23 protein-coding genes and 1 pseudogene are annotated in these 21,214 nt (G+C 43.0%); 10 read left to right on the plus strand and 14 right to left on the minus strand.

Translation table 11 applies throughout. The features are described from left to right. Positions 1–68 precede the first annotated feature (68 nt). Entirely contained in the window at positions 69–908 is an 840-nt protein-coding gene (locus tag KNQ06_RS07700; RefSeq protein WP_215147817.1) for a hypothetical protein, read from the minus strand. A gap of 191 nt (positions 909–1,099) precedes the next feature. On the opposite strand from KNQ06_RS07700, the gene KNQ06_RS07705 reads away from it, so the two are divergent. From KNQ06_RS07705 to KNQ06_RS07715, 3 genes are all read left to right on the plus strand, one after another. Continuing rightward, positions 1,100–1,411: a DUF2834 domain-containing protein gene (locus tag KNQ06_RS07705; RefSeq protein ID WP_195865218.1), complete on the plus strand. Its 312-nt coding sequence runs from the start codon at positions 1,100–1,102 to the stop codon at positions 1,409–1,411. Between the two features lie 128 nt (positions 1,412–1,539). Then, positions 1,540–2,316, plus strand: a complete 777-nt coding sequence (locus KNQ06_RS07710) for a phosphatidylserine decarboxylase (protein WP_214857454.1) — start codon at positions 1,540–1,542, stop codon at positions 2,314–2,316. A gap of 161 nt (positions 2,317–2,477) precedes the next feature. Next, on the plus strand, positions 2,478–2,864 hold the full coding sequence (locus KNQ06_RS07715; protein ID WP_215147818.1) for a hypothetical protein: 387 nt from the start codon (positions 2,478–2,480) through the stop codon (positions 2,862–2,864). A 73-nt stretch (positions 2,865–2,937) separates the two neighbouring features. Here the strand turns inward: KNQ06_RS07715 and sstT are convergent, their stop codons facing one another. The 12 genes from sstT to KNQ06_RS07775 form a co-directional block, all read right to left on the minus strand. Then, positions 2,938–4,209: a serine/threonine transporter SstT gene (sstT, locus tag KNQ06_RS07720; RefSeq protein WP_215147819.1), complete on the minus strand. Its 1,272-nt coding sequence runs from the start codon at positions 4,207–4,209 to the stop codon at positions 2,938–2,940. 295 nt (positions 4,210–4,504) lie between these two features. After that, the gene (locus KNQ06_RS07725) at positions 4,505–5,752 is read right to left on the minus strand and encodes an MFS transporter (protein ID WP_215147820.1); all 1,248 of its coding nucleotides are present in this window, start codon (positions 5,750–5,752) and stop codon (positions 4,505–4,507) included. Between the two features lie 309 nt (positions 5,753–6,061). Beyond that, positions 6,062–6,370 (minus strand): hypothetical protein, encoded by a 309-nt coding sequence (locus tag KNQ06_RS07730; RefSeq protein ID WP_214804780.1) that lies wholly within the window; start codon positions 6,368–6,370, stop codon positions 6,062–6,064. Between the two features lie 146 nt (positions 6,371–6,516). After that, positions 6,517–7,344 carry a carbohydrate ABC transporter permease gene (locus tag KNQ06_RS07735; RefSeq protein ID WP_058705285.1) on the minus strand — a complete coding sequence of 276 codons (828 nt, stop codon included), beginning with the start codon at positions 7,342–7,344 and terminating at the stop codon, positions 6,517–6,519. Between the two features lie 10 nt (positions 7,345–7,354). Next, positions 7,355–8,227, minus strand: coding sequence for a carbohydrate ABC transporter permease (locus KNQ06_RS07740; RefSeq protein WP_215147821.1), 873 nt, complete (start codon positions 8,225–8,227; stop codon positions 7,355–7,357). A gap of 19 nt (positions 8,228–8,246) precedes the next feature. Continuing rightward, on the minus strand, positions 8,247–9,494 hold the full coding sequence (locus KNQ06_RS07745; protein WP_215147822.1) for an extracellular solute-binding protein: 1,248 nt from the start codon (positions 9,492–9,494) through the stop codon (positions 8,247–8,249). Beyond that, positions 9,487–11,700, minus strand: a complete 2,214-nt coding sequence (locus KNQ06_RS07750; protein ID WP_215148273.1) for an alpha-galactosidase — start codon at positions 11,698–11,700, stop codon at positions 9,487–9,489. Before KNQ06_RS07750 ends, KNQ06_RS07745 begins: the two co-directional genes overlap by 8 nt. Positions 11,701–11,815: 115 nt before the next feature. Then, positions 11,816–12,835, minus strand: a complete 1,020-nt coding sequence (locus tag KNQ06_RS07755; RefSeq protein ID WP_215147823.1) for a LacI family DNA-binding transcriptional regulator — start codon at positions 12,833–12,835, stop codon at positions 11,816–11,818. A gap of 137 nt (positions 12,836–12,972) precedes the next feature. Continuing rightward, entirely contained in the window at positions 12,973–13,659 is a 687-nt protein-coding gene (locus KNQ06_RS07760; protein ID WP_215147824.1) for a hypothetical protein, read from the minus strand. Then, complete coding sequence (locus KNQ06_RS07765) at positions 13,631–14,275, minus strand: hypothetical protein (RefSeq protein ID WP_215147826.1); 645 nt, start codon at positions 14,273–14,275, stop codon at positions 13,631–13,633. The genes KNQ06_RS07760 and KNQ06_RS07765 overlap by 29 nt, the downstream gene beginning before the upstream one ends. Before the next feature lie 43 nt (positions 14,276–14,318). Then, positions 14,319–14,576, minus strand: a complete 258-nt coding sequence (locus KNQ06_RS07770; protein ID WP_215147827.1) for a hypothetical protein — start codon at positions 14,574–14,576, stop codon at positions 14,319–14,321. Positions 14,577–14,826: 250 nt separating this feature from the next. Continuing rightward, positions 14,827–15,159 carry a hypothetical protein gene (locus tag KNQ06_RS07775; RefSeq protein ID WP_215147828.1) on the minus strand — a complete coding sequence of 111 codons (333 nt, stop codon included), beginning with the start codon at positions 15,157–15,159 and terminating at the stop codon, positions 14,827–14,829. A 76-nt stretch (positions 15,160–15,235) separates the two neighbouring features. On the opposite strand from KNQ06_RS07775, the gene KNQ06_RS07780 reads away from it, so the two are divergent. The 7 genes and pseudogenes from KNQ06_RS07780 to KNQ06_RS07810 all read left to right on the plus strand — a co-directional run bounded on the left by KNQ06_RS07780 (position 15,236) and on the right by KNQ06_RS07810 (position 20,299). Continuing rightward, positions 15,236–15,787 (plus strand): hypothetical protein, encoded by a 552-nt coding sequence (locus tag KNQ06_RS07780; RefSeq protein WP_215147829.1) that lies wholly within the window; start codon positions 15,236–15,238, stop codon positions 15,785–15,787. Between the two features lie 214 nt (positions 15,788–16,001). Beyond that, entirely contained in the window at positions 16,002–16,331 is a 330-nt protein-coding gene (locus KNQ06_RS07785; RefSeq protein WP_215147830.1) for a winged helix-turn-helix transcriptional regulator, read from the plus strand. A gap of 216 nt (positions 16,332–16,547) precedes the next feature. Then, a pseudogene (locus tag KNQ06_RS07790) lies at positions 16,548–17,387 on the plus strand (aldo/keto reductase). Between the two features lie 41 nt (positions 17,388–17,428). Continuing rightward, the gene (locus KNQ06_RS07795) at positions 17,429–17,905 is read left to right on the plus strand and encodes a heme-degrading domain-containing protein (protein ID WP_215147831.1); all 477 of its coding nucleotides are present in this window, start codon (positions 17,429–17,431) and stop codon (positions 17,903–17,905) included. Beyond that, positions 17,905–18,381 (plus strand): tautomerase family protein, encoded by a 477-nt coding sequence (locus tag KNQ06_RS07800; RefSeq protein WP_215147832.1) that lies wholly within the window; start codon positions 17,905–17,907, stop codon positions 18,379–18,381. Before KNQ06_RS07795 ends, KNQ06_RS07800 begins: the two co-directional genes overlap by 1 nt. Positions 18,382–18,661: 280 nt before the next feature. After that, complete coding sequence (locus tag KNQ06_RS07805; protein WP_215147833.1) at positions 18,662–19,609, plus strand: DUF2268 domain-containing putative Zn-dependent protease; 948 nt, start codon at positions 18,662–18,664, stop codon at positions 19,607–19,609. A gap of 330 nt (positions 19,610–19,939) precedes the next feature. After that, positions 19,940–20,299: a transposase gene (locus KNQ06_RS07810; RefSeq protein WP_215084364.1), complete on the plus strand. Its 360-nt coding sequence runs from the start codon at positions 19,940–19,942 to the stop codon at positions 20,297–20,299. Positions 20,300–20,494: 195 nt separating this feature from the next. On the opposite strand, the gene KNQ06_RS07815 is transcribed toward KNQ06_RS07810, so the two are convergent. Beyond that, positions 20,495–21,178: a hypothetical protein gene (locus tag KNQ06_RS07815; protein WP_215147834.1), complete on the minus strand. Its 684-nt coding sequence runs from the start codon at positions 21,176–21,178 to the stop codon at positions 20,495–20,497. Positions 21,179–21,214 lie beyond the last annotated feature (36 nt).

Raw genomic sequence — 21,214 nt, forward strand, 5'->3', positions numbered from 1 at the left:
CTTCCCTTTCCATCATACTCGATTTTAAGAAACGGACACCATGCAAAAAAGCATCCACAAAGGATGCTTCATTTTAAAAATTGATTGATGATCTTCTTAAAAGCAAGATCCAGTCGGACGTTCTCGTCTTTCGTCAGCTGTTTCGCTTCTTCAAAGACAGCTGCTGCTTCCTCGAATTTATTCTCGTAAATCAAGATCGTCATTTTCCCACGCTCCGGTCCGACGCGCTCACTCGACGTCTCACGTTCTCGTACCATCGCCTCTGCTGCTTGATTTACGCGCTCTATCCGGTCTTGCTTACTGATTTTTTTCTTGATCAGTTTTCGCTCAAGTTCCTGTACGTATGGAAGTGATTTAATCAACGTCAAAGCCGGATCAATCGGTCCATATTGGGCGATGAACGCTTCCGTTTGTTGTCGCTCGTAATCCATGACTTCTTGATAGAGTGGTTTGCTTTCCTTCGCTAATGCCTGCTCGACCTTAACGAGTCGTTTGACTTCTTTTTTCATTGCGACCATTCGTTTATCGAACGCTTTTTTCTCAGACAATGTATCGACTATTTTTAAATCAACCCGCATCGCTCTGATTTTTCTTGACTCCTTCACGTTATCTGAATCGTATTTTTCTACTTTCGGATTATACTGCTCGACCGCAGTCCGATACGCTTTATTTTGATAATAAGAAGGAATTTTGATTGGGGATTTGGAACTAAGATCCGATAAGATGTTGCCGTACTTCGTGATGACCTTCAATTGATCGGCACGGTATTTTTTGTAATCAAACGCTTTTTTCGTTTGGATCACTTTTGCTTCGACAAGACTGCTTCCACTTCCGATACTCGCTCCACTCATCAATACGGCTACAGCCGCACTACAGGCGATGATTGTTCGCAATCGCTTTACCTTCATATGTTCGCTCCGTCCCTTCTCGTCATTCAACGTACCTTTTTCCGTATTATACCAAATTTAACAGCATCACATTTCGTTATTTGACGTATCAGGGTAATAACTTTCCTTCTATATATCCTCGATTGACGTTTGATTGTAGTACATGCTACATTTATTTGTAGTGAACACTACAAATATAAGGAGGATCCTTCATGAAAGAATCTCAAGCTTCATTTGTAGACACCATCCCGAAACCTTTATTGCTCGTCATTACAATCGCTTTCGCTGTTTTAACTGCGTTTTCGATCATTGACTTTGGTGTACTTGGCATCTTTGCTGAAGCGACACAAAATACGGCGACGCTCCAGATTTTCGTCGACTTGATTCTTTGCGCCCTCTTCATCATCGTTTGGCTCCGCCATGATACACGTCGTACCGGACGAAGCTTCCCGCTTTGGGCGATCATCACCCTCGCGATTGGTGCGTTCGGACCTCTACTCTATTTATTGACTCGAAAATCATGACGTTCTGACACGTGCCGCATCTTCGGTACGTGTTTTTCTTAAGACAAACTTAAGAAAACGACTCCGTCTATCAACAGAATTCGATCGTATCCTTAGAGGTAGATTATAACTTAAAGGAGTTTTACCTCATGAAGAAAGCCATCTTTGATACAATCGTCCACTTAAATGCTCGACCAGTAGTCGCGAACACACTAAAACGGTTTGCGATGAGTCGCTTTAGTAAGCCGCTCATCCGACCTTTCATTCGTACCTATCACATTCAGACGGATCAAGCGTTGAAGTCTGTCGATTCGTTTACCTCGCTACACGATTGTTTCGTACGCGAGTTACGTCCCGGTATGCGACCCATCGCAACCACGCCGGATGCCTTCGTCAGTCCGAGTGACGCCGTCCTCTCCATCTTCCCAGCATTAACGCAAGATAGTCGGTTTACGATCAAAGGACAGGACTATACCATTGCTGAGCTGATTGGCTCGAGCGAACGCGCCCAGGATTACGCGAACGGTGTCGCCTTGATTTTCTATTTGAGTCCGACCGACTATCACCGTGTCCACTCGCCAGTCACGGGCGAAATCACGACGAGTTATACACTGGGGCGAGAATCGGCACCCGTCAATGACTTGGGACTACGATTCAGTAAACGTCCGCTGACACGCAACTATCGCCGCGTCACGCGTCTGCAAGTCGATCACCGCGCGATCGAGCACGTCATGGTCGGTGCGCTGAACGTCAATACGATCGTTCAGACACATCAAGGACGCCTGCTGGAGCGTGGTGCAGAGTTCGGCTACTTCTCGTTCGGTTCGACCGTCATCCTCGTCTTGCCACCGGACACTGTCGAACTCGCACCAGGCATCGAACGTAGTGTCAAGATGGGTGAGGAGATCGGACGCTGGATCCCGTAAAAATGGATTCCCTTTTTGTTAAGATTCCTGACTAAGAAAAACATTTGAATTTGCTAGACTAAAGGAAACCACTGTTCAATGGGATGGCGACCGTGAAGAACAGTTGACGTTAACGTGTATCGGCATGGAATAACATATAAAAACGGGAAAGAGGTCGTGTCATGAAAAAAGTCGTTTTATTATGCGCTTTCTCGATTATGACGGTATGGATATTAGTTGCTTGTAATAATGAAGAGATAATGCAAAGTACTAGTGAAAAACCGACGGCATTCGAAGTTTTGAGCGAAGATTCTAAAGCAGACATTTTTCAATTCAATGATACGATCTACCAATCAGATGTAGCATGGGCAGAAAAAACCGAAGTCACTCAGAAGGAAAAAGTCGGAGAAATTAAAAGAAGAAGTTCGGATAGAGACAATTTTGATAATGGGACTGCTACGAAACTCTCTAAGGGTACCGCCCTATACTCTACTAAAGAAAGAAATGAGATTCTGATAGTCAGCTTCAACGGGAAATTAAAAAAGTACGTTGCTTTAGGAGAAGGTTAATTTTTCTATAAGAAAAGGCATCCTCAGCTAAGGATGCCTTTTCTTATTTAGATCATGATGATAGAGAGGCTGATCAGCCGTTAACGATTTTTTCAGCTACTTCATCATTCATCGACTGACGATTGATTGAGAAACGCTCGCCTTCTTTCAAGCGTTTGCGATACTCTGCTGTTGCTGTGAACAGGACATCTGTCGAAGAGTTAAGTCCTGTTTCAAATGAATCTTGCAATACCCCAATGATGAAACCAACGGCAACGACTTGCATCGCAACATCGTTCGGAATTCCGAATAAGCTACACGCAAGTGGAATCAAGAGAAGTGATCCGCCAGCGACACCAGACGCTCCACATGCACAGACCGCAGCGAGTACACTCAAGATGATGGCTGTCGGAATATCGACTTGAATCCCGAGCGTATTGACGGCAGCAAGTGTCAGAACCGTAATCGTAATCGCCGCCCCACCCATGTTGATCGTGGCACCGAGCGGAATCGAGATGCCGTATGTCTCTTTATCGAGACCGAGCTTCTTACACAATTCCATGTTGACTGGGATGTTCGCTGCCGAACTACGTGTGAAGAATGCCGTGATGCCACTTTCACGTAGACATTTAAAGACGAGCGGATATGGATTTTGGCGGACGTTGATGAATACGATCAATGGATTAACAATGAGTGCGACGATAAGCATCGTACCAATCAACACGCCCAATAACCCTACATACTTACCGAGAGAACCAAGTCCATTCTCTGTGACTGAACCGATGACGAGACCCATGATTCCGAGGGGTGCCAGTTTGATGATCCAGCCAACCATCTTAGCGATACCATCTGAGAAATTCGAGATGAACGTTTTTGTCGTGTCGGAAGCATTTTTTAATGCGAGTCCTAAGACGATCGCCCATGTCAGGATTCCGATGTAGTTCGCTTGAATGAGCGCATTGACGGGATTATCGACCATGTTCAAGACAAGTTTCTTAAGGACTTCGATGGCGTTTTCAGGAGCTGACAGCTTCTCTGCGCCTTCTGTCAGTGTAATCGTAACCGGGAACAAGAAACTAACTACGACCGCAATCGCACCCGCTAAGAATGTACCGAGCAGATATAAGAAGACGATGGATTTCATGTTCGTTTGCTGTCCCTTTTTATGTTGCACAATCGAAGCCATAACTAGGAAAAAGACCAAAATCGGCGCGACTGCCTTTAGTGAGGAAACAAATAATGTTCCAAAGATGGTCAAAGAACTCGCTACTTCAGGAATCGTGACGGCTAAAATAATCCCTACGATCAAGCCAATCGCGATTTGTTTCACTAAACTGATTTGGTTCCACATCTTCAACAATTTCATACGTTCCCCTCCAGGCTTACAAAAAATAAGTTATTTAGAATTCGAAAAACGATGACTTCTCTCTTCTACTCAAAAGGATGAATAGTCTAGTCATTCACTTTTCTAAAAATTCTCGCAGTTTGTTGTGTTCTATTTTTGCATAAATCGTGTGAAATAAAAACTAGTTTTTTGCAAGAAATATGATTCCTTTTCCTGGATGTTAAGTGAGCATACGAATGCAATCGATTGCATAATTACAAAAAAAGTAGAAGAAGATGCGTTCCTTCTCCTACTTAATTATGTAAACTAAAATGTTTCACAGATTTTGATTGACCTTTATTCTCTCTTCAGCAGTCTTCTCGAATTTAGTATTGACAGGTATCGTTAACGCTCTAAGTGTCGGATGAATTAAGAAATAGCCGGCAAAGCCAAAATAGCCGATACTAGAGATCAATAAGATTGCTGTACTAGAAGACCATTCTCCGAAAATGCCTCCCGCAAAATATCCAAGTGGACTTAACGACCCTAACAGTGAAGAGAGAAACGAAAAACCTGTTCCTAAATAGTCCGACGGAAGATTGACTTGGATGAGCGTATACAGATATATGCTGTTCACACCGATTCCAATCCAAGCGATTCCAAATAAAACGATAGGAAGCACCCCAGCATCATTTACTAAAAACGCACCAATCCAAAACAGACCGGATAGGAGCGCTGCAATCGGCATGACACGATTAAGAGCAAACGTCTCCAAACGACTTGATATCAATGTTCCGATCATCGTTCCAAGTGAAATTGCTGCTAACCAAAACCCGTACTCTGCTGACGTCTCAGAAATGATTGGTAACACCGCAAGTCCCATCGTCGCAAGAAAATTCATTCCGATGATGCCATAAATGATGGTCAATAATTTCTTTTGTTGCTTGACAACATATAATCCTTCTTTGAAGTCTCGCTTATACTGGTTCCAAAAGTTTCGTAAGGAAATGGGTTGTTCTTTTTGCGAAGTTGGCACTTTGAGTACGATCAAAAATAAGAACCCGATCCCTAGTAATACGATACTATTCGCAGCGAATACGATTCCGACGCCGACAAACAAAATCACGATGCCTGCTAACGCATCCGCAATCAAATCAAGCGTTTGATAAGAAAAGGCAAACACTGAATTGACTTTCGTCAACTGATCATTTGATACCAGTCGCTCGATGAGTGTATTTTCGGTGGGATACGAGATTTCCGCTAATGTTAACGCTAAAAACAGAATAACGAGCAGTAATGGAATCCAGAGCGTTTCGTTAAAATAAAGCAAGGTGATGATTCCGACCAAAACGGCTTGCCCGACGCCTGAGAAAAAGAGGAGTTTCTTTTTCGAATAACGATCAATGATCGGACCGTACAAAAATTGAAGCGTCACGGGTAACACAGCAATCGTACTCGTTAATCCGACCAGAAATGGCGAATTCGTCGTCGTCTTGACGAACCAAACGATGGCAATCATATAAAAGCTGTCTGATATGTTCATCAGAATTCTACCAAGTAGCAAGATGACTAGTTGCTTGTTCAATCGCCTTCCCTCTCTCCAATAGTTAAATTTTATTGAACTTTATTGTAGAGTAAAGGACTGGAAGAAAAATGTAAAGTACTGAGTTCAATTTAATTTAACTAAACCCTTAAAAAAATGCTTCTTCGTAAATAGAGCCTTTACGAAAAAGCACGTTTACTACTATGTAGATGATGTCCTTGCGTCGTACATAAAACGATACCTTATTTGATCTGTTCCGATCAAATACGATATCGCCTCTAATCCTTCTATCGTCCACTTGAATTTCGGATGATTCTCGAAATAAACGTTGAAATACTGAAATTACACTCCTCAAGAAACAGTTGTTTTTTTGCGTTTGACGATCAAAAGAACGATCACAAACAGAAACTCAAGGACCGTAAAGATGCCGACGAAGAAAAAGACGACTAACACCTGACTGATCCCATCGACTGCGATCGTGTAAAACCACAGTAATGAAATGCCCGTCGTATAAAGAAGATTGATGATCGTTCCGCTAATCAAGCTCGCTTTCAAACTTTTCTTACTCCGCGCCTGACTCACGATGATGACGATGGCTCCGATCACCCAGACGATGAGTATGAGTTCAAGGATAGTCTTATCGTTCCACTGTACTTCCATGTCTCTTTTTCCTCTTTTCAATGTTTTGTTGTTTCGCTTCTATAACACGGTAATCTATTCTTCATTCCAATTCTGTTTTCCTTTTATTTCCTCATACAAAAAGCATGTATTCGACTTACGCGTCAAATACATGCTTCCCTAGTTCCTTATTTAATTGATCCGTTTGCCATCCCATCAATGATATGGCGCTGGAAAAAGAGATACACGACGAGGATCGATACGATACCGACCACATACGACGCGAATGAAGGACCAAAATCACTAAAGTACTGCCCTTGGTAGTTGAATTGAAACAAAGGTAAGGTCCAAGTTGACTCATCGCGATTCAGCAGAAGCAACGGTAAGAGGAAATCGTTCCAAATCCAGAGTGCATTCAAGATCAACACAGTCGCGTGCATCGGTTTCATCATCGGGAAGATGATCTTGAAGTACGTATTGAACTTCCCGCTCCCGTCAATCGCTGCCGCTTCATCGAGTTCTTTCGGAATGACGGTTTTTACATATCCTGCGTAAAGGAATAACGATTGTGGCACCGCGTACGTCAAATACAACAGGATCAAGCCGAATTTACTAGATAAACCGAGTCCTGACATCATCGAAGTGATCGGAATCATGATGACTTGAAACGGAACGAAAATCCCGATGATTAAAAAGATGTAGATGCCTTGAAACACACGGCTCCGATCCATCGTACGTGCCAACGCAAAAGCAGCCATCGGTACAATCAGGATGATTAACGCAATCGCCGAAGTCGTGATGAGCATCGAGTTCGCGAAGTACTGGACGACACCATCCTCCCATAAACGCTGGAAGTTATTGAACGTGAATGGATCTGGCCACTCAAAGAAACCGCCGGTGATTTGACGCGTTTCTTTGAAGGAATTTAAAATCGTCAGATACATCGGTAGAGCAATCAATACGAGTCCGATGGATAAAAATAGATAGGTCGGAATATGAATGCGATCTTTTTTCATGATGCCCTCCTTAAACTTCGAACCGTTTGGACGAATTGATTTGAATGACCGAAACGATCGCGATGATGATGAACAGTACGATCGCAATCGCACTGGCATAACCGAACTGGTTATTTTTGAACGCATAGTTGTAGACGAGTAGTCCGAGGGATGTCGTCGAGCCACTTGGTCCTCCACCCGTTAACGCGTAGATTAAATCAAACGCAGTCAAACCCGCCTTCATGGCAAGGATCAAGACGATGCTGATCGCTGGCGATAGGAAAGGTAGCTCAATTTTTTTAAAAGTCTGCCACGCATTTGCTCCGTCAATGGACGCCGCTTCACGAATCTCGTTCGGAATGCTTTGAAGGTTCGCTAAGAAGATGACGACAGGAATCGCGACTCCTTGCCAAAGCGCAACGAAGAGTAGACCCCAGAAGGCAGTTCCTTCGTTTGCGATCAAGCTTTGCGACAGCCATTCAATCTGTAAGTATTCACCGAGCGGTACGAGCCCGTAGTTGAAGAACTGCTTAAAAATCAAGCCGAGCGTGACGGTGCTGATGACAGCAGGAAAGAAGTAGGCTGTCCGAAACAGCCCGACTCCTTTGATCTTACGGTTCAATAATTTAGCAATCGCGATACCGAGTACGATTTGACCAGCGACAAGACCCATCGTAAAGAGTAATGTAAAGCCGATGCTATCCCGGAAACGTGTGTCTGATAAAATCGAGATATAATTATCAATCCCGATGAAGTGATAGGAGCTAGTCAGCCCTGTCCAGTCGGTGAAGCTGAAGATGACACCTTGAACCAAGGGAATGAAGAAAAATATGATTTGAAGTAAGAGCGGCACGATGATGAAGAGATAGGGCCAGTAGCGGTTAACGAATCCTTTTTCTTTCATGGAGGCAACTCCCTTTCGATTATTTCATTTCATTGAAGAACGTGTTGAGATCATTCGAAAGTTTCTTCTTATCCCCTTTATTCATATAATCCACCGTCAAATGCCAAAACTCTTCTTCCGATGGCCACTCGGAATGCAACCAGATGATTTGTTTATCCGAGAAGACGAGATCTGAGACGGCTTTTGTTTCTTTGAAGGATCCGTCTGTTTTCACGGCTTTGACGGACGTTGGTGAGCCATCCTTATCATAGTATTTCTGCATGACGTCCCCTTCCGTTAAGTACGACAAGAACTTCTTCGAAGCTGCCTGCTCTTTTTTCGATCCTGACGCTGAGACGGATAACGCCAAGTCGGCTGCTCCGACCGTCATCTCTTCTCCCGCTTGTTTTCCCGGATATGCGAACATACTGACTTCGAAATCAGGCTGTTGGTCCCGAATGACTGGAAGTGCCCAGATGCCGTTCGGGAAGATCAACGCGTCTTGATTCGCAAATACAGCGACCGCATCGCTGTACGAAGCACCGTTTGCATTCTTTTGCGTATTTCCGCTGACGAGACTCAGTTCGTTCGCGACCGCTTCAAAGTTCGGATCTCCGACTTTGATGCCATTTTTCGGACTGTTCTTGAGTGCATCTTGTGTTTGTTCGAATCCACCTGTGACCGTTGCCCAGGCAAGTTGATGATATCCGTTAACTGTCCACGAGTCTTCTGTCGTCAATGCGCTCGCAAATGGTGTCTCGCCCGCGTCTTTGATTTTTGCGACGACTTCCTTCATCTCATCCCACGTTTTAGGTGGCTGTAGACCGAGCTTATCGAATTTCGTCTTATTGTAGAAAAAGCCCCAAGCGTTCGAGTTCAGCGGTAACGAGTAGACTTTTCCATCAACAGCATACGACTCGGCAGCACCGTCCTTGAGATTTCCTAAAAACGACTCCTTCGATAAATCAACGAACTTCCCATCTGCTGCCCACCCTTTGAAATCCGCGTTTTGTGGATAGGTATGAACGATGTCCGGGACGTCACCACCAGCAATCCGCGTTTTTAAAACGGTACCGGCATTGCTGACGCTCGTCAGTTTCACATCGATGTCGGGATTCTTCTTCTCGAAATCCTTGATGATTTGATCTAACGTTGCTTTCATCTCGACTTTTTGTGAAAAGAACTCAATCTCGGTCTGATCCGAATTCGCTCCCATCGTACAGCCTGCTCCAAACAATAATGAAGACGAGAGAATACCTGCCATTCCTAATTTCATCGACTTATTCATCATGATTGCCTCCTGAATGCTCTTGTATTTTTTTCAAGACATATAACCGGCTGTCAAAATCTCCGTTGACGGTTGGTGGCACATATAATCCGACGTACATGAGCTCATCTCCGCCGTAACGAGCTCCTTCTAGTTCGTAGATCGCTTGAGGATCGAGTCCGCTCAATTTCAGTGTCCGAATCGGTGCAGCAGCCTCACTCAGGACGGTGACATCACAGACGATGATCTCATCTTGCTCCTGTGAGACGAACATCCAAGCTGGATGATTGCTTGTGAACGCACTCTCCAACCGATAAAACGTTCCGTATTGAAGCGTACGCCGATGCGTTTTGTAAAACGCGATTTGCTGTTTGACGATTGTCTTCTCCTGTTCCGATAACCGTGTCGCATCAAGTTCATATCCGAATACTCCCGCCATTGCAACGTGACCTCGCATCGTAAGACTCGTCTTTCGGTGCGTTTGATGGTTCGGGACAGCAGAGACGTGTGCGCCCATCGACGAGATCGGATAGACCATGCTCGTTCCGTGCTGAATCTTCAGTCGCGCGACGGCGTCCGTGTTGTCACTCGTCCATGTTTGCGGCATGTAATACAACATCCCGGGATCAAAACGACCGCCGCCGCCGGAACAACTCTCGAACAGGATATGCGGATAACGCGCAGTCAAGAACTCCAGTACTTCATAGAGTCCGAGTACATAGCGATGCAACAGTTCGCCTTGCAACTCGCTTGGTAACGCGGTCGAAAAGACTTCCGTGACGTTCCGGTTGAAGTCCCATTTGATGTAATCAATCTCGACTTCGTCAAGTACAGCTGTCATCTGTTCGATGATATTGTCTCGCACCTCTTTTCGACTGAAATCCAGGACGTACTGATCTCGTCCTTTGGATCGTCCACGACCTGATATATGGATTGTCCAGTCCGGATGATCTCTGAAAAGTTGACTGTTTCTTGAAATCATTTCCGGCTCGAACCATAATCCGAATTGCATTTTTTGAGCATGGGCATGATCCGCGAGATGTTTCAGCCCGTTCGGTATCTTTTCTTGATATTCGAACCAATCTCCGAGTGAGGAATAATCGTCATCTCGTCGTCCGAACCAGCCGTCATCCAGCACGAACAATTCGATGCCAAGAGCCGCGCTCTCCTCCATGATTTGCTTGATTTTCGTTTCATCAAAATCAAAGTACGTCGCTTCCCAGTTATTGATCAGAACCGGACGATCAGCGTCACGGAAGTTTCCGCGCGCCAAGCGCTCGCGATACAGTGCGTGAAAGGCTTGTGACATCTGCATCATGCCGTGTTGGCTGTAGGAGATGTTGACTTCGGGCGCTTGAAAACACTCGCCTGGATTCAGTTGCCACTGGAAACCGAATGGATTGATCCCGAGTTGAATCCGCGTCTGTCCATAGGGATCCTTCTCGACCGTCATTTGATGACTCCCGCTATAGACCAAGCTGAACCCGACGACTTCCCCGCTGTACTCCGTCGCCTCCGGTGAGACGATCGCAAGAAACGGATTCATTTGGTGGCTACTCGAACCACGTTTACTGTCAAACACTTTAATACCTCGTGTAAACGTCTCTCGTTCTATCATCCGCTCACACCCCCACGTACCATTCAACGTCAGACATTCTAATTCTTGAGACGGGAGATCCAGTGACAGACTCATTAGTTTTTGGATGTCATGTGTTTTCGTACCGACGTTATGCAACTGGACGGATCGCGATAAGATCGGTCGATCTCGAAAGACGGTATATGCTAGACGCAACTCGAGTTCTTCCTTTGCATCTTCTAATATCAAGACGAGCGTCTCCGCCTCTTCCTCTATTTCGATATAGGTAGCGGGAAGACCATCCAGCTTCGGTTTTCCGTTGATTCGCTCATATGAGCGATAGCGAAAGTCTGTTACATCTGACCCATCTTCGTGTTTGATCTGTTGCGCTGGTGAACGATAATCCCCCGTCCCATAACCGGGATACTCTTGCAGGAGCGTATCGAGCGAGAACAATCGATCCGTAGCATCCGGAAAGTTAGGTGAAAACGATCGATCAATCCGTGGGTATTTTCGCGCTCCATGATACGTTTTGATTGGCTGACCGAAATACTCCTGGGCGACGACCTGTCCTTCTTCGATACGAAGGATATAGCTGTAATGACGATTTGTTAAGTGAAATATACCTTCTGTTTCGTTAACATGAATCAGTTCCAAAACCCAACCCCCTCAATTGATGACGCTTTCATTTTGAGACAAAATAAAAAAGCGTTTACTAAACATATCTATAACTTAAAGTTTAGTAAACACTTTGTCAACACTATTTTCAATTTTTAGGAGATACACTTTCTCGTTTGATCAGTTGTGCGGGAATCATGAGGCGGATGGGCAGATGACGTTCGCCACGAATTCGTTCCAAAGCCATTTTGATGGCGAACTTTCCTAACTCTTCTGTTTCGACCTTCACTGTCGTTAAGGAAGGTGTTAAAAATTCGGCGATTTCGATATCATCAAAGCTCGAGATGGAGATGTCTTCCGGTATCTGATGACCGTTTCGCTGGAATGCCCGGTACACACCGACTGCCATCGGATCACTGGCGACGAGTACCGCGGTGACATCCCGATGTTCAGTCAGTTGCTCCCCTAGCCGAAGTCCTTCGAGTGTTTTCCATTCCCCAAGCAGACCGTGTATATGCTCAGACAATTCTTTTTGTTTCATCCAAGAGACGTACGTCTGATAGCGATCCTCTTCTTCACTCATGAACGACTCACCGTTTTGATTCATGATGACACGATGACCACCGATGAACGCGATCTGCCGATGACCGAGCTCATAAAAGTGCTCGAGACTCGCAATCGTCGCACTTTTAAAATCAGAATAGACGGCATCAAACCGTGCATCTGCTTGGGAGTCATCAATCACGATGATGTTCGGATTTTTTTGATATAAGACTTCTAACATGTCTGGCGCAACGGTACCTAGCACTAAAATCGCTCCTAGATGATTCAATCCTTCGAGGTCCGCCTTTTTCTCAGATAGACGAATGACCTTATTGACACTTACTTTTTGGCGTTCTGCTTCACTTTCGATGCCGCGACGAATTGCCCTGAAATAAGGGTCATCAATTTCTTGTATTTCGTTGACCGTCGTCACTAAGCCAACGGTCGCAATCCGCTGGTTATACGACTTTTTTTGCCTCGGACTATAGTTCAATTGTTTTGCCGTTTGCAACACCTTATCTCTGGTTTCTGGACTAACTGATAACTTCTCGTCCGCATTCAACACACGCGAAACCGTCGCAATCGACACACCAGCTAATTTTGCCACCTCTCGAATACTTGCCATGTTTCCTCACTCCTCTGGACAGTAGTAAAATGTGAACTCATTTTACTAAACAAATAGACTTGTTTCAACACAAAGAAAAAAGCAGGCGGATCTCTCTGCCTGCTTTCGTTCATCCAACGATTCCTGTTTACTCGTGTTCAATCATCTAAACGATCGAGATCGATGTCTTTCATTTTCCTAACCCGAATACTTTCCCCCTGACCGATTTGATCGGTCTCTTTCAAGCGGTGCTGAACGACGAGCAGCACTAGTACGATCGCGGAAATCACACAAATCGTCGCATAGTACGGTTGCGCGACGCGCTCGAACTCTAACGCTGATAGCACCTGTAAGATCGTCAATCCCGCAAGCATCCCGTGGAAATACCGTTGATAGCTGCGCGGTATTCCTGGCTGCCCGAATGTCTCATACCAAATGTATAAGCCAAGTCCGAACGCGAGTCCGTTTAGGATCGGCGAAGGAAGAAGGAAAAGAAGGATACCAAGACCAAGCATCAACCAAGCGTACCTAATAGCGGGCTTAAAGAAAGCAGGATCGAGCTGCGCTTCCTCTTCCTCGATGACGGGCGCTGCTTTCTCCGCTTCAGTCAACGGTCGAAAACCAAGTGCTTCTTTCGCTTCCGCTAACTCAAGCATTCGTTTCGTCATCCCGAAATAAAACGGAAAACGTTCTTTGACGACCTCCCCTTCATCCGTTTGACCATCCGCTTGTTCTTGCACGGATACCTGATACAGCGTGCGCCCCATCCGGTAACTGACCCAGTAGTCGGTCGCTTGACCATTGTCGCGCTTGAGTTCAATCACCTTTGTTTGTTGATTCGTCATGATATGTGATTCCTTTCGTCGCAAGTTCCTGTAATTGTTCTGACGCATACAACAGGAGAATGAATCCTGAGATGAGACAGACCGCTCCGTTAATCGAGAGATTGATTGGTGATAAATAGTTTTTTGATGAGCCCGCTAACGCGAATAAGAAGAGTCCACCAGACCAAAAATAGAAGCGAGCACGTGCTGATTTTCCTTCGAGATCACGCGGCCAGAACAGAGTCAGAACAACGAATGTCACATATCCTGGAATCGGTAAGCTACCTGTCAGCGTCAGTAATCCACTGAACAAGATCAATAAAGCGCTAAAAATACGCAACTTTATGATGCGTCGGTCGGCTCGAAAGTCCATCGCTTCAGACAGAGCAAAAGGTGACCGGATGTAACCATCGTCTAATTTTTCACGAACCCACGTTTTTTTCTGACGATACGCGAGGAACGGATTTTTAAAAACAATCCGCTTCGTTGCGGACTCTTCATTCCTTTCCATCATGTCCTCGCTATCGACTGCTTGCTCTTTTCGGGCAACACCTTCCCGGCAGAATAAAGTGCGCCCCTCTTGGTGAAAGACGATGTGATGCACACGATCGCCGATTTGTTTTACTAATTGAATCATGATTTGTGCTCCTTTTATCTTACCTTCTACATTCTTATAGGTCTCACCATGCTGCGCTGACCACGTATAGTATGAACAGTCCACCTAAGACACAGACGTAACCATAATGTCTGACGGTCAACGAACAAAATAAGATGACGCCAATTGACAAAATGATACTGAGTACGAATGAATCTACCGTGTCGACACTATCCCCGTGTCCTTCTAACGGTGTCTTTTTCGCATGCTTTGAGCGGATGAAATAGATGCCTAACGTCAACAAGAATATCCCGACACCAAGTCCAAGAAACGATATTACCATAGACGTCTCCTCCGACATATGTATTCTTTGAATATGTTTATTTCATGAAGTTATTATACAACTAATAATTACGATATTTTCCTTTATTAAGTTTCATTGAAGAATTTTCTATGTATGATTTTTTCTTTTATATCTTCTTTTTTACAAAAGGAGTGCAAAACTATGTACGCATCCATCGCACCAGCCTGCACTCCTATTTCGCATGATGTATTCACTTTTCTTATGTAAGATTCTTATCCGAAAAATCAGGTCATGGACCTGTACCACAAGAGACCGCATACTTTTCTTCGTTCACCTTCTTTGAATAACAGACAAAAGGAGTTCCCCCCGTTTCACTTTTCCAATCAAACCAAAACATGTGGTAACGCTCCGCTTGTGGATCTTGTTCCGTAATGATTGCAAAGTAACTTTGATAGAAATAGCCTTCTTTATAGAGTTCGTGTCTTAGAGCACCTCTTGGCGAAGCATCCGTAAACAGAATCGGTGATAGAATCGGCATGAGTAGTACGATGATGGCTAGCGTTCCGAAACATGTCAGGACTATTTTCTTTCTGTTCTTTTTCTTAGAATTCGATTTACCCATCTTTTTCAACCTTTCCTTTTTTGGTTTTTTTTGTTATATAGTAACAGTATCCATACAACAGAAAGAGGTTTTGATATTGAAGAAAACTATTTTATTATCACTCTCTTTAGGTGTACTTCTATCTTCTGGTTTTTTGATCAGTAACGCAATAGCGACTTCTAATATTTCACAGGAAAAAACTGAAAGCACGATTTCAAAGGAGCAAGCCCTCACTTTTTTCACGAACGTCCTGGAGCAACAAAAAGCGGATTTTTTAAACAATACGCCGTTAGCACACACCAATCAATCGAGATTATCTTCTCGCGACGAGGCTGTATTAATTTTTCTCTCTAGTACAAAAGTGGATAAGCAACAGCTACATTCATTTAGTTATAAGATTTCTAACGTAAAAGTGTACTCCGAAAATCAACGAAATTATGCTGAAGCTTATGTAACACGAACTTTTAGCTTCGGAAGTGGGCTTGAAACGGGTTTAGGTGATACATTAGTGCTCGAAATCCAATCAAGTCCAGATGATTTAAAAGGACCGTCCCACACCATTTCCTCGAGTAAATCAACGAGTGAAGTAAATGAGAAGGTCTCTGTTGATGAATTTTTAGAGAAGTATGAAGCAGAGGCAACAAAATAAAATAACGTAAAGCTACGCCTAAGGAAAACTAAATCGGATATTTTGCTAACGCCCTGCTTTACAACACGAGTAATGCTCAATACTAGTTGATATAGTCATACGAGTTCACTTCTTTTGAATAAAGTACAACTTATGCTATATTTCGTTTTGGTAATTCTTTTAACGAAGGAATCAGTCATTGTATTTTAATTTTATGGATGAAGGAGTTATCGTGTTGAGTAAATTTAGTATTCCTGTCGAAGCTGCTTTAAAAGTAATCGGCGGGAAATGGAAAGTCGTCATCTTGTGCCATTTGTTTAAAGATAAGTACCGGACGAGTGAGTTAAAACGTCGCATGCCGAATGTCTCTCAAAAAATGCTGGTCCAGCAATTAAGAGAATTAGAACAGGATGGTGTCATTCGACGGGTCCTCTATCACCAAGCTCCACCTAAGGTCGAATATGAGTTAACGGACTATGGGCGATCGTTAAAATCGACCATGAATGTCTTATGTGACTGGGGAGAGCAGCATCTCCAAAATGAACACTTGAAAAATAGCTTTTAATTTTTCTGTCCTTCCATAAATAGCCCTGCATTTTCGAATGCAGGGCTATTTGCTGTTTAATTTTTGTACTTCCCTCGTTCCTGTGATTTAGGAAAAGACACTTTTTGGTGACTATGGAACTTTAAAGTGCCGTCTTCTTATTTCTGATTGCTCCCGATATGATGATGTCACACATACAGCATGATTTTTTTGCTGTAATTTTGATAAAGGAGCTAGATGAATATGAAAATCTCTACAGTACGGTTAAACAATGGCGTGGACATGCCACAAGTCGGATATGGCGTATTTCGTGTCGAGGACGGTGCGGATCTCGAGCAAGCGGTCGTGACTGCGATTCGCGAAGGCTATCGTAGTATCGATACTGCAGCCATCTATGGTAACGAACAAAGTGTCGGCAGAGGCATTGCGAAAGCTATCGAAGAAGGACTCGTAACACGCGAAGAACTATTCGTGACATCAAAAGTCTGGAATGCACATGGATCATATGAAAAAACACTTGTTGCTTACGCAGAATCCTTAGAAAAAATGCAGTTGTAGTACCTCGATCTCTACTTGATCCATTGGCCGGGGAAAGCCAAGTATCAAGCTCCTTGGAAAGCACTTGAAGAATTGGTTCAAACGGACAAGGTCCGCGCGATTGGTGTGAGTAATTTTCAAATCCACCATCTCGAAGACTTACTGCAACATGCATCCATCATACCTGTCGTCAATCAAATCGAACTCCATCCGAAGCTAACTCAGTCAGAGTTGCGTCAATTCTGCAGTGAACATGGGATTCAAATTGAAGCCTGGTCACCGCTTATGAATGCGGAACTTCTAGAAAATGAGGTCATTCAGGAGCTCGCTACACAATACAAAAAATCAGCTGCTCAAATCATTCTACGATGGGATATTCAGCAGGGCATCATCACGATTCCTAAGTCCATGACGCCTTCACGGATGCAAGAAAATCTGCGCATCACTGATTTCGAAATCCTTCCAGAAGATATGGAACGATTAAACCAATTAAATGAAAATCTTCGGAGTGGACCGGATCCAGATACGTTTGACTTTTAATCAATACAGAGACCCTATCTTATCTGAAAAGGAGCTTACCGATGTCGATCGAAGACTTGCTACAACAAACACAACTGGAAGAACATACTTTACGTTTTAAGCGATTCGCACACGATGATATCTTTCCGTTAGGATTGACCTTGATTCAAGAAGCACAGAAAAACAACGTATCCATCGCCATTGATATTACCGTCAATGGTACGTTGATGTTCCATTATAAGATGCCAGGTACGACCCGTATCAACGGCGAATGGATCGAACGAAAAAAACGAGTCGTCGACTACCATCTTCACAGTTCTTACTTCATGCAATTACGATCTGCACGTAGTGAGATGACGTATAACGAGGAACATCGATTAGACTCAAGCTTTGCTGCTTTCGGTGGATCTTTCCCGATCATACTGGATGGTGGACTGATTGTCGGAATGATCACAGTTTCAGGGTTAACTCCTGAAGAAGATCATGAGATCGTAGTAAATGCATTGCGTACTTATCTAAACGAACGAGAGGTGCTCTGATGCCATTACTTTCTCTAAATACTTGGCCAGTGATGTCACGTGATACGAAGCGACAACTCATTCATCAACTGACGAATACAACGGTTGAGACACTGAACATGATTCCTGACAAGATTCAAGTCATGATTCACGAACAAGAACCAGAAAACTTTGGAAAAGCGGGTGCCATGGCATCCGATCCGACCTTTTCTTTCGATAGTCGCATAACAAATTGGCAGACACGAACGTCTTATGCAACAGACGCCACTCCTGTCGCAGGAATGGCTATCTTGACGATCGATGTGTGGGATACGTTCGATCAAAAAACAAAAGATGCTTGGGTGAATAAGTTAACTGAAGTTCTCTCGCTTTTCACCCCTGCACCGGGAGATAAGATATTGATTCTTATTCGAGAAATGGCCCCAGGAAATTGGGCGCAAAACGGTGTCACAGGTATCCACGAAGATTTTTTAACGAAGAGCAGAAGAGTTGAGTGATCCACATTCATAAAGCTGTAGATGTAAGTAAAAAAGTCACCGTACTAGGTGGCTTTTTTACTTACATGAAGGTCGAAGAGATAGCCATCCTGTCTAAGACCAGTAGTAATAGTTCTTGTCCCTTCACTTAGTATATAGAAACATGACCCATGTATTTCCGACTCTAAAATTACATATTTTGACTATAAAGAGACAGAATGTTATCTTAATTACAGCGATTATTTATTTTTTAAATAATCTTCCAGGATATTTATGTATGTATTGAAGGGATGATTATATATTGAAAAGAATACTTGTACCTTTTTTATGTGTTCCTTTAGTCGTTTTAACCGCATGTTCAGAAGAAAGTCAAAGCGAAAAATTTAAATCGGAGTCCATTGAACTCAACAATGACAGTGAAGTGAATATCGTTCCTCTTTACTCTCCCTATCAAAAATACTTAAAAGCTTCACTAAAAGATAATGATATTGAAGTGAGTAAACAAAATTACATAAAATATGTTCTAAACGATATCGATAAAACGGGTGAAAAAGAAGATTTTGATACTACTTCTTTAAAAGGTTTCTTCATGATGCAATCGACTGCTTATCAGCAAGCACTGCTTGATCGAATCGATGCTCTGGAAGAACGACAAGACGAGATAAAAAAAATCATCACAAAAAACTACACTGCTGCGCATAAAGTCCTTCCAAAGAAAAAGAGTACGATTTTCATCGTACCGATCAACTCGGAATATACGACGATGACCGAACCGATGGGTGGAGTAGCAGCAGGAACGTACAAAGATGCGGTCGTGCTCTATCTGGCGGAAGATTTCGATAAGGATGCTCTCGCCTATACCGTTGCACATGAATACCATCATTTAATCCTTCAAGATAGACCAGAATATCAGATGAATAAATTACTCGATTCGGTAATTGTTGAGGGAAAAGCAGATGCTTTTGCTGATCGAGTCTTAAAAAATGTGAAGGCCCCGTGGGATGAACCCATGGATGATACGACAATCAAACATGTCGCAAAGTTGATTCAAACTGGTGAAGCTACTTACGAGGACCTTGTAGGCGGTAGTCCTCAAAAAGACATCCCCCGGTGGAGTAACTACAATTTAGGACACGATATCCTAGACCATTATTTTAAATTACATCCAGATTCTAAAATAGAGGAATGGTCCTTTAAAGGTGAAGCTGATCTTTTGAAAGGATACAAATACCAAAAGTTACTTCAATAATCATAAAACAAAGCTCTTTCTTTATGTACTTGAGCTCCCCTACATGTATGAGACAAAAATAAAACACCATCGAAATAGTACACTTTTAAAATATACTAATTTCGATGGTGTTTTACACTACTACTACTGAATTAAAGGTCTACAAAAATCCTGCAAAAATGAAGCTAAGTTACCTTGATTCTTTTGACCCATTGACCAAGGAAAGCCAATCATCAATCTACTTGGAAAGCACCAAAAGAATAATATTGATTGAATAACGGCCGTGCAATCAGTGCAAGTAACAATTAAAGTGTTGTCAAATGATAAATATGATGAGATGAGGGAATCGATATGGATGGTAAAACTGAGCAATTTACTAAAGCAATATACGAAACGGTTGTAACCGAGAGTATTCGTTCTTATAAGGTCATGTTTAACAACATAGAAATGAGTTCAGATATGGATGACTTCTCAAGACAGATAATTAGCTTATATCAAAGTTTAAGTGATGATAATCAGAAAATATTAATGAAATTGATTGAACAAACTATAATTGATGACGTATCACACATTTTCGGCATTATTGACGGGACTTCACCACTTACTAACTGTAAAATCGAGCCTTCATTACTACTAGATTCTGAGCAGGCTGATGAATTTTTACAAGAAATGTTTATTTCCTATATTGAAGAAGAAAATCTATTTCCTTGATATAAGATTTTACTTCGATAATACAATTCGATAATACAAATGGTAGAACGTAATAGCATTTGTCACTCTTAATGTTTCCGGAGTACGGTTTAAAGCATGAAAGCTACACTCATCTAGTATAAAAGATAGAAGCACACATCTCTTTTACGATGTGTGCTTCTTTGCAATCATCACTAGATTACGCAAGTGAATAGATTAGTTAGAAACATCATCAGGCCAATGAATAGCAATCTCATCAAAAGAAGTTGTACTCTCCTCAATTCCTTCCATATCACTCGTATCTAATACTTGAATGTCCTCATGCGATAAGGTAATAGCTTGAGATGGATTCTCTATTTTCACGTGATATAGTGTTTCTAGGAGCGTCAGCTGTTGTTCTGTGAGCTCGTAGTACTCTTCCCAATATGCCAGTCCAGCTTCGTAACCCGATGCCTGTATTTCTAATAGACTTGATCCCCGATCCATCATTTCTTCGTATTGATGACTAGAAAAAATTAGACGATCATCTCCCCACAAGACAGTAGTGACGACCGGGAAAACGACTCCTTCAATATCATCTAATAGATATTGAAAAGTATCATCTATAGCCGTTTTTTGTACTTTTTCTGGTGCTTCGATTAGCAAGTCATTCGCTTCTACAGTCTCTTCAAAAAAATCTTCGTTTCGAAAGCCCGCCACAAAAAAATCCGGTCCAAATGATACTGTTCCTCTACAGCCTTGACCATCATTCGTACTGTAATGATCACCATCCCACGAATGCTCATAAGCAAAATCGGGGTTGTTTGCGACAAAGATAGCATGAGCGATTGAAGCGAGTATACATCCCTGCCATATGGTTTGACGATTCCATCCTGAATCCATGATTTGATTCTTATTCATTCATACCTCCTGTTTTTAAAACAGTTATGGAAATTC

Origin of the sequence: Exiguobacterium sp. s91 (assembly GCF_018618915.1) — a bacterium.
GTDB lineage: Bacteria > Bacillota > Bacilli > Exiguobacteriales > Exiguobacteriaceae > Exiguobacterium_A > Exiguobacterium_A abrahamii.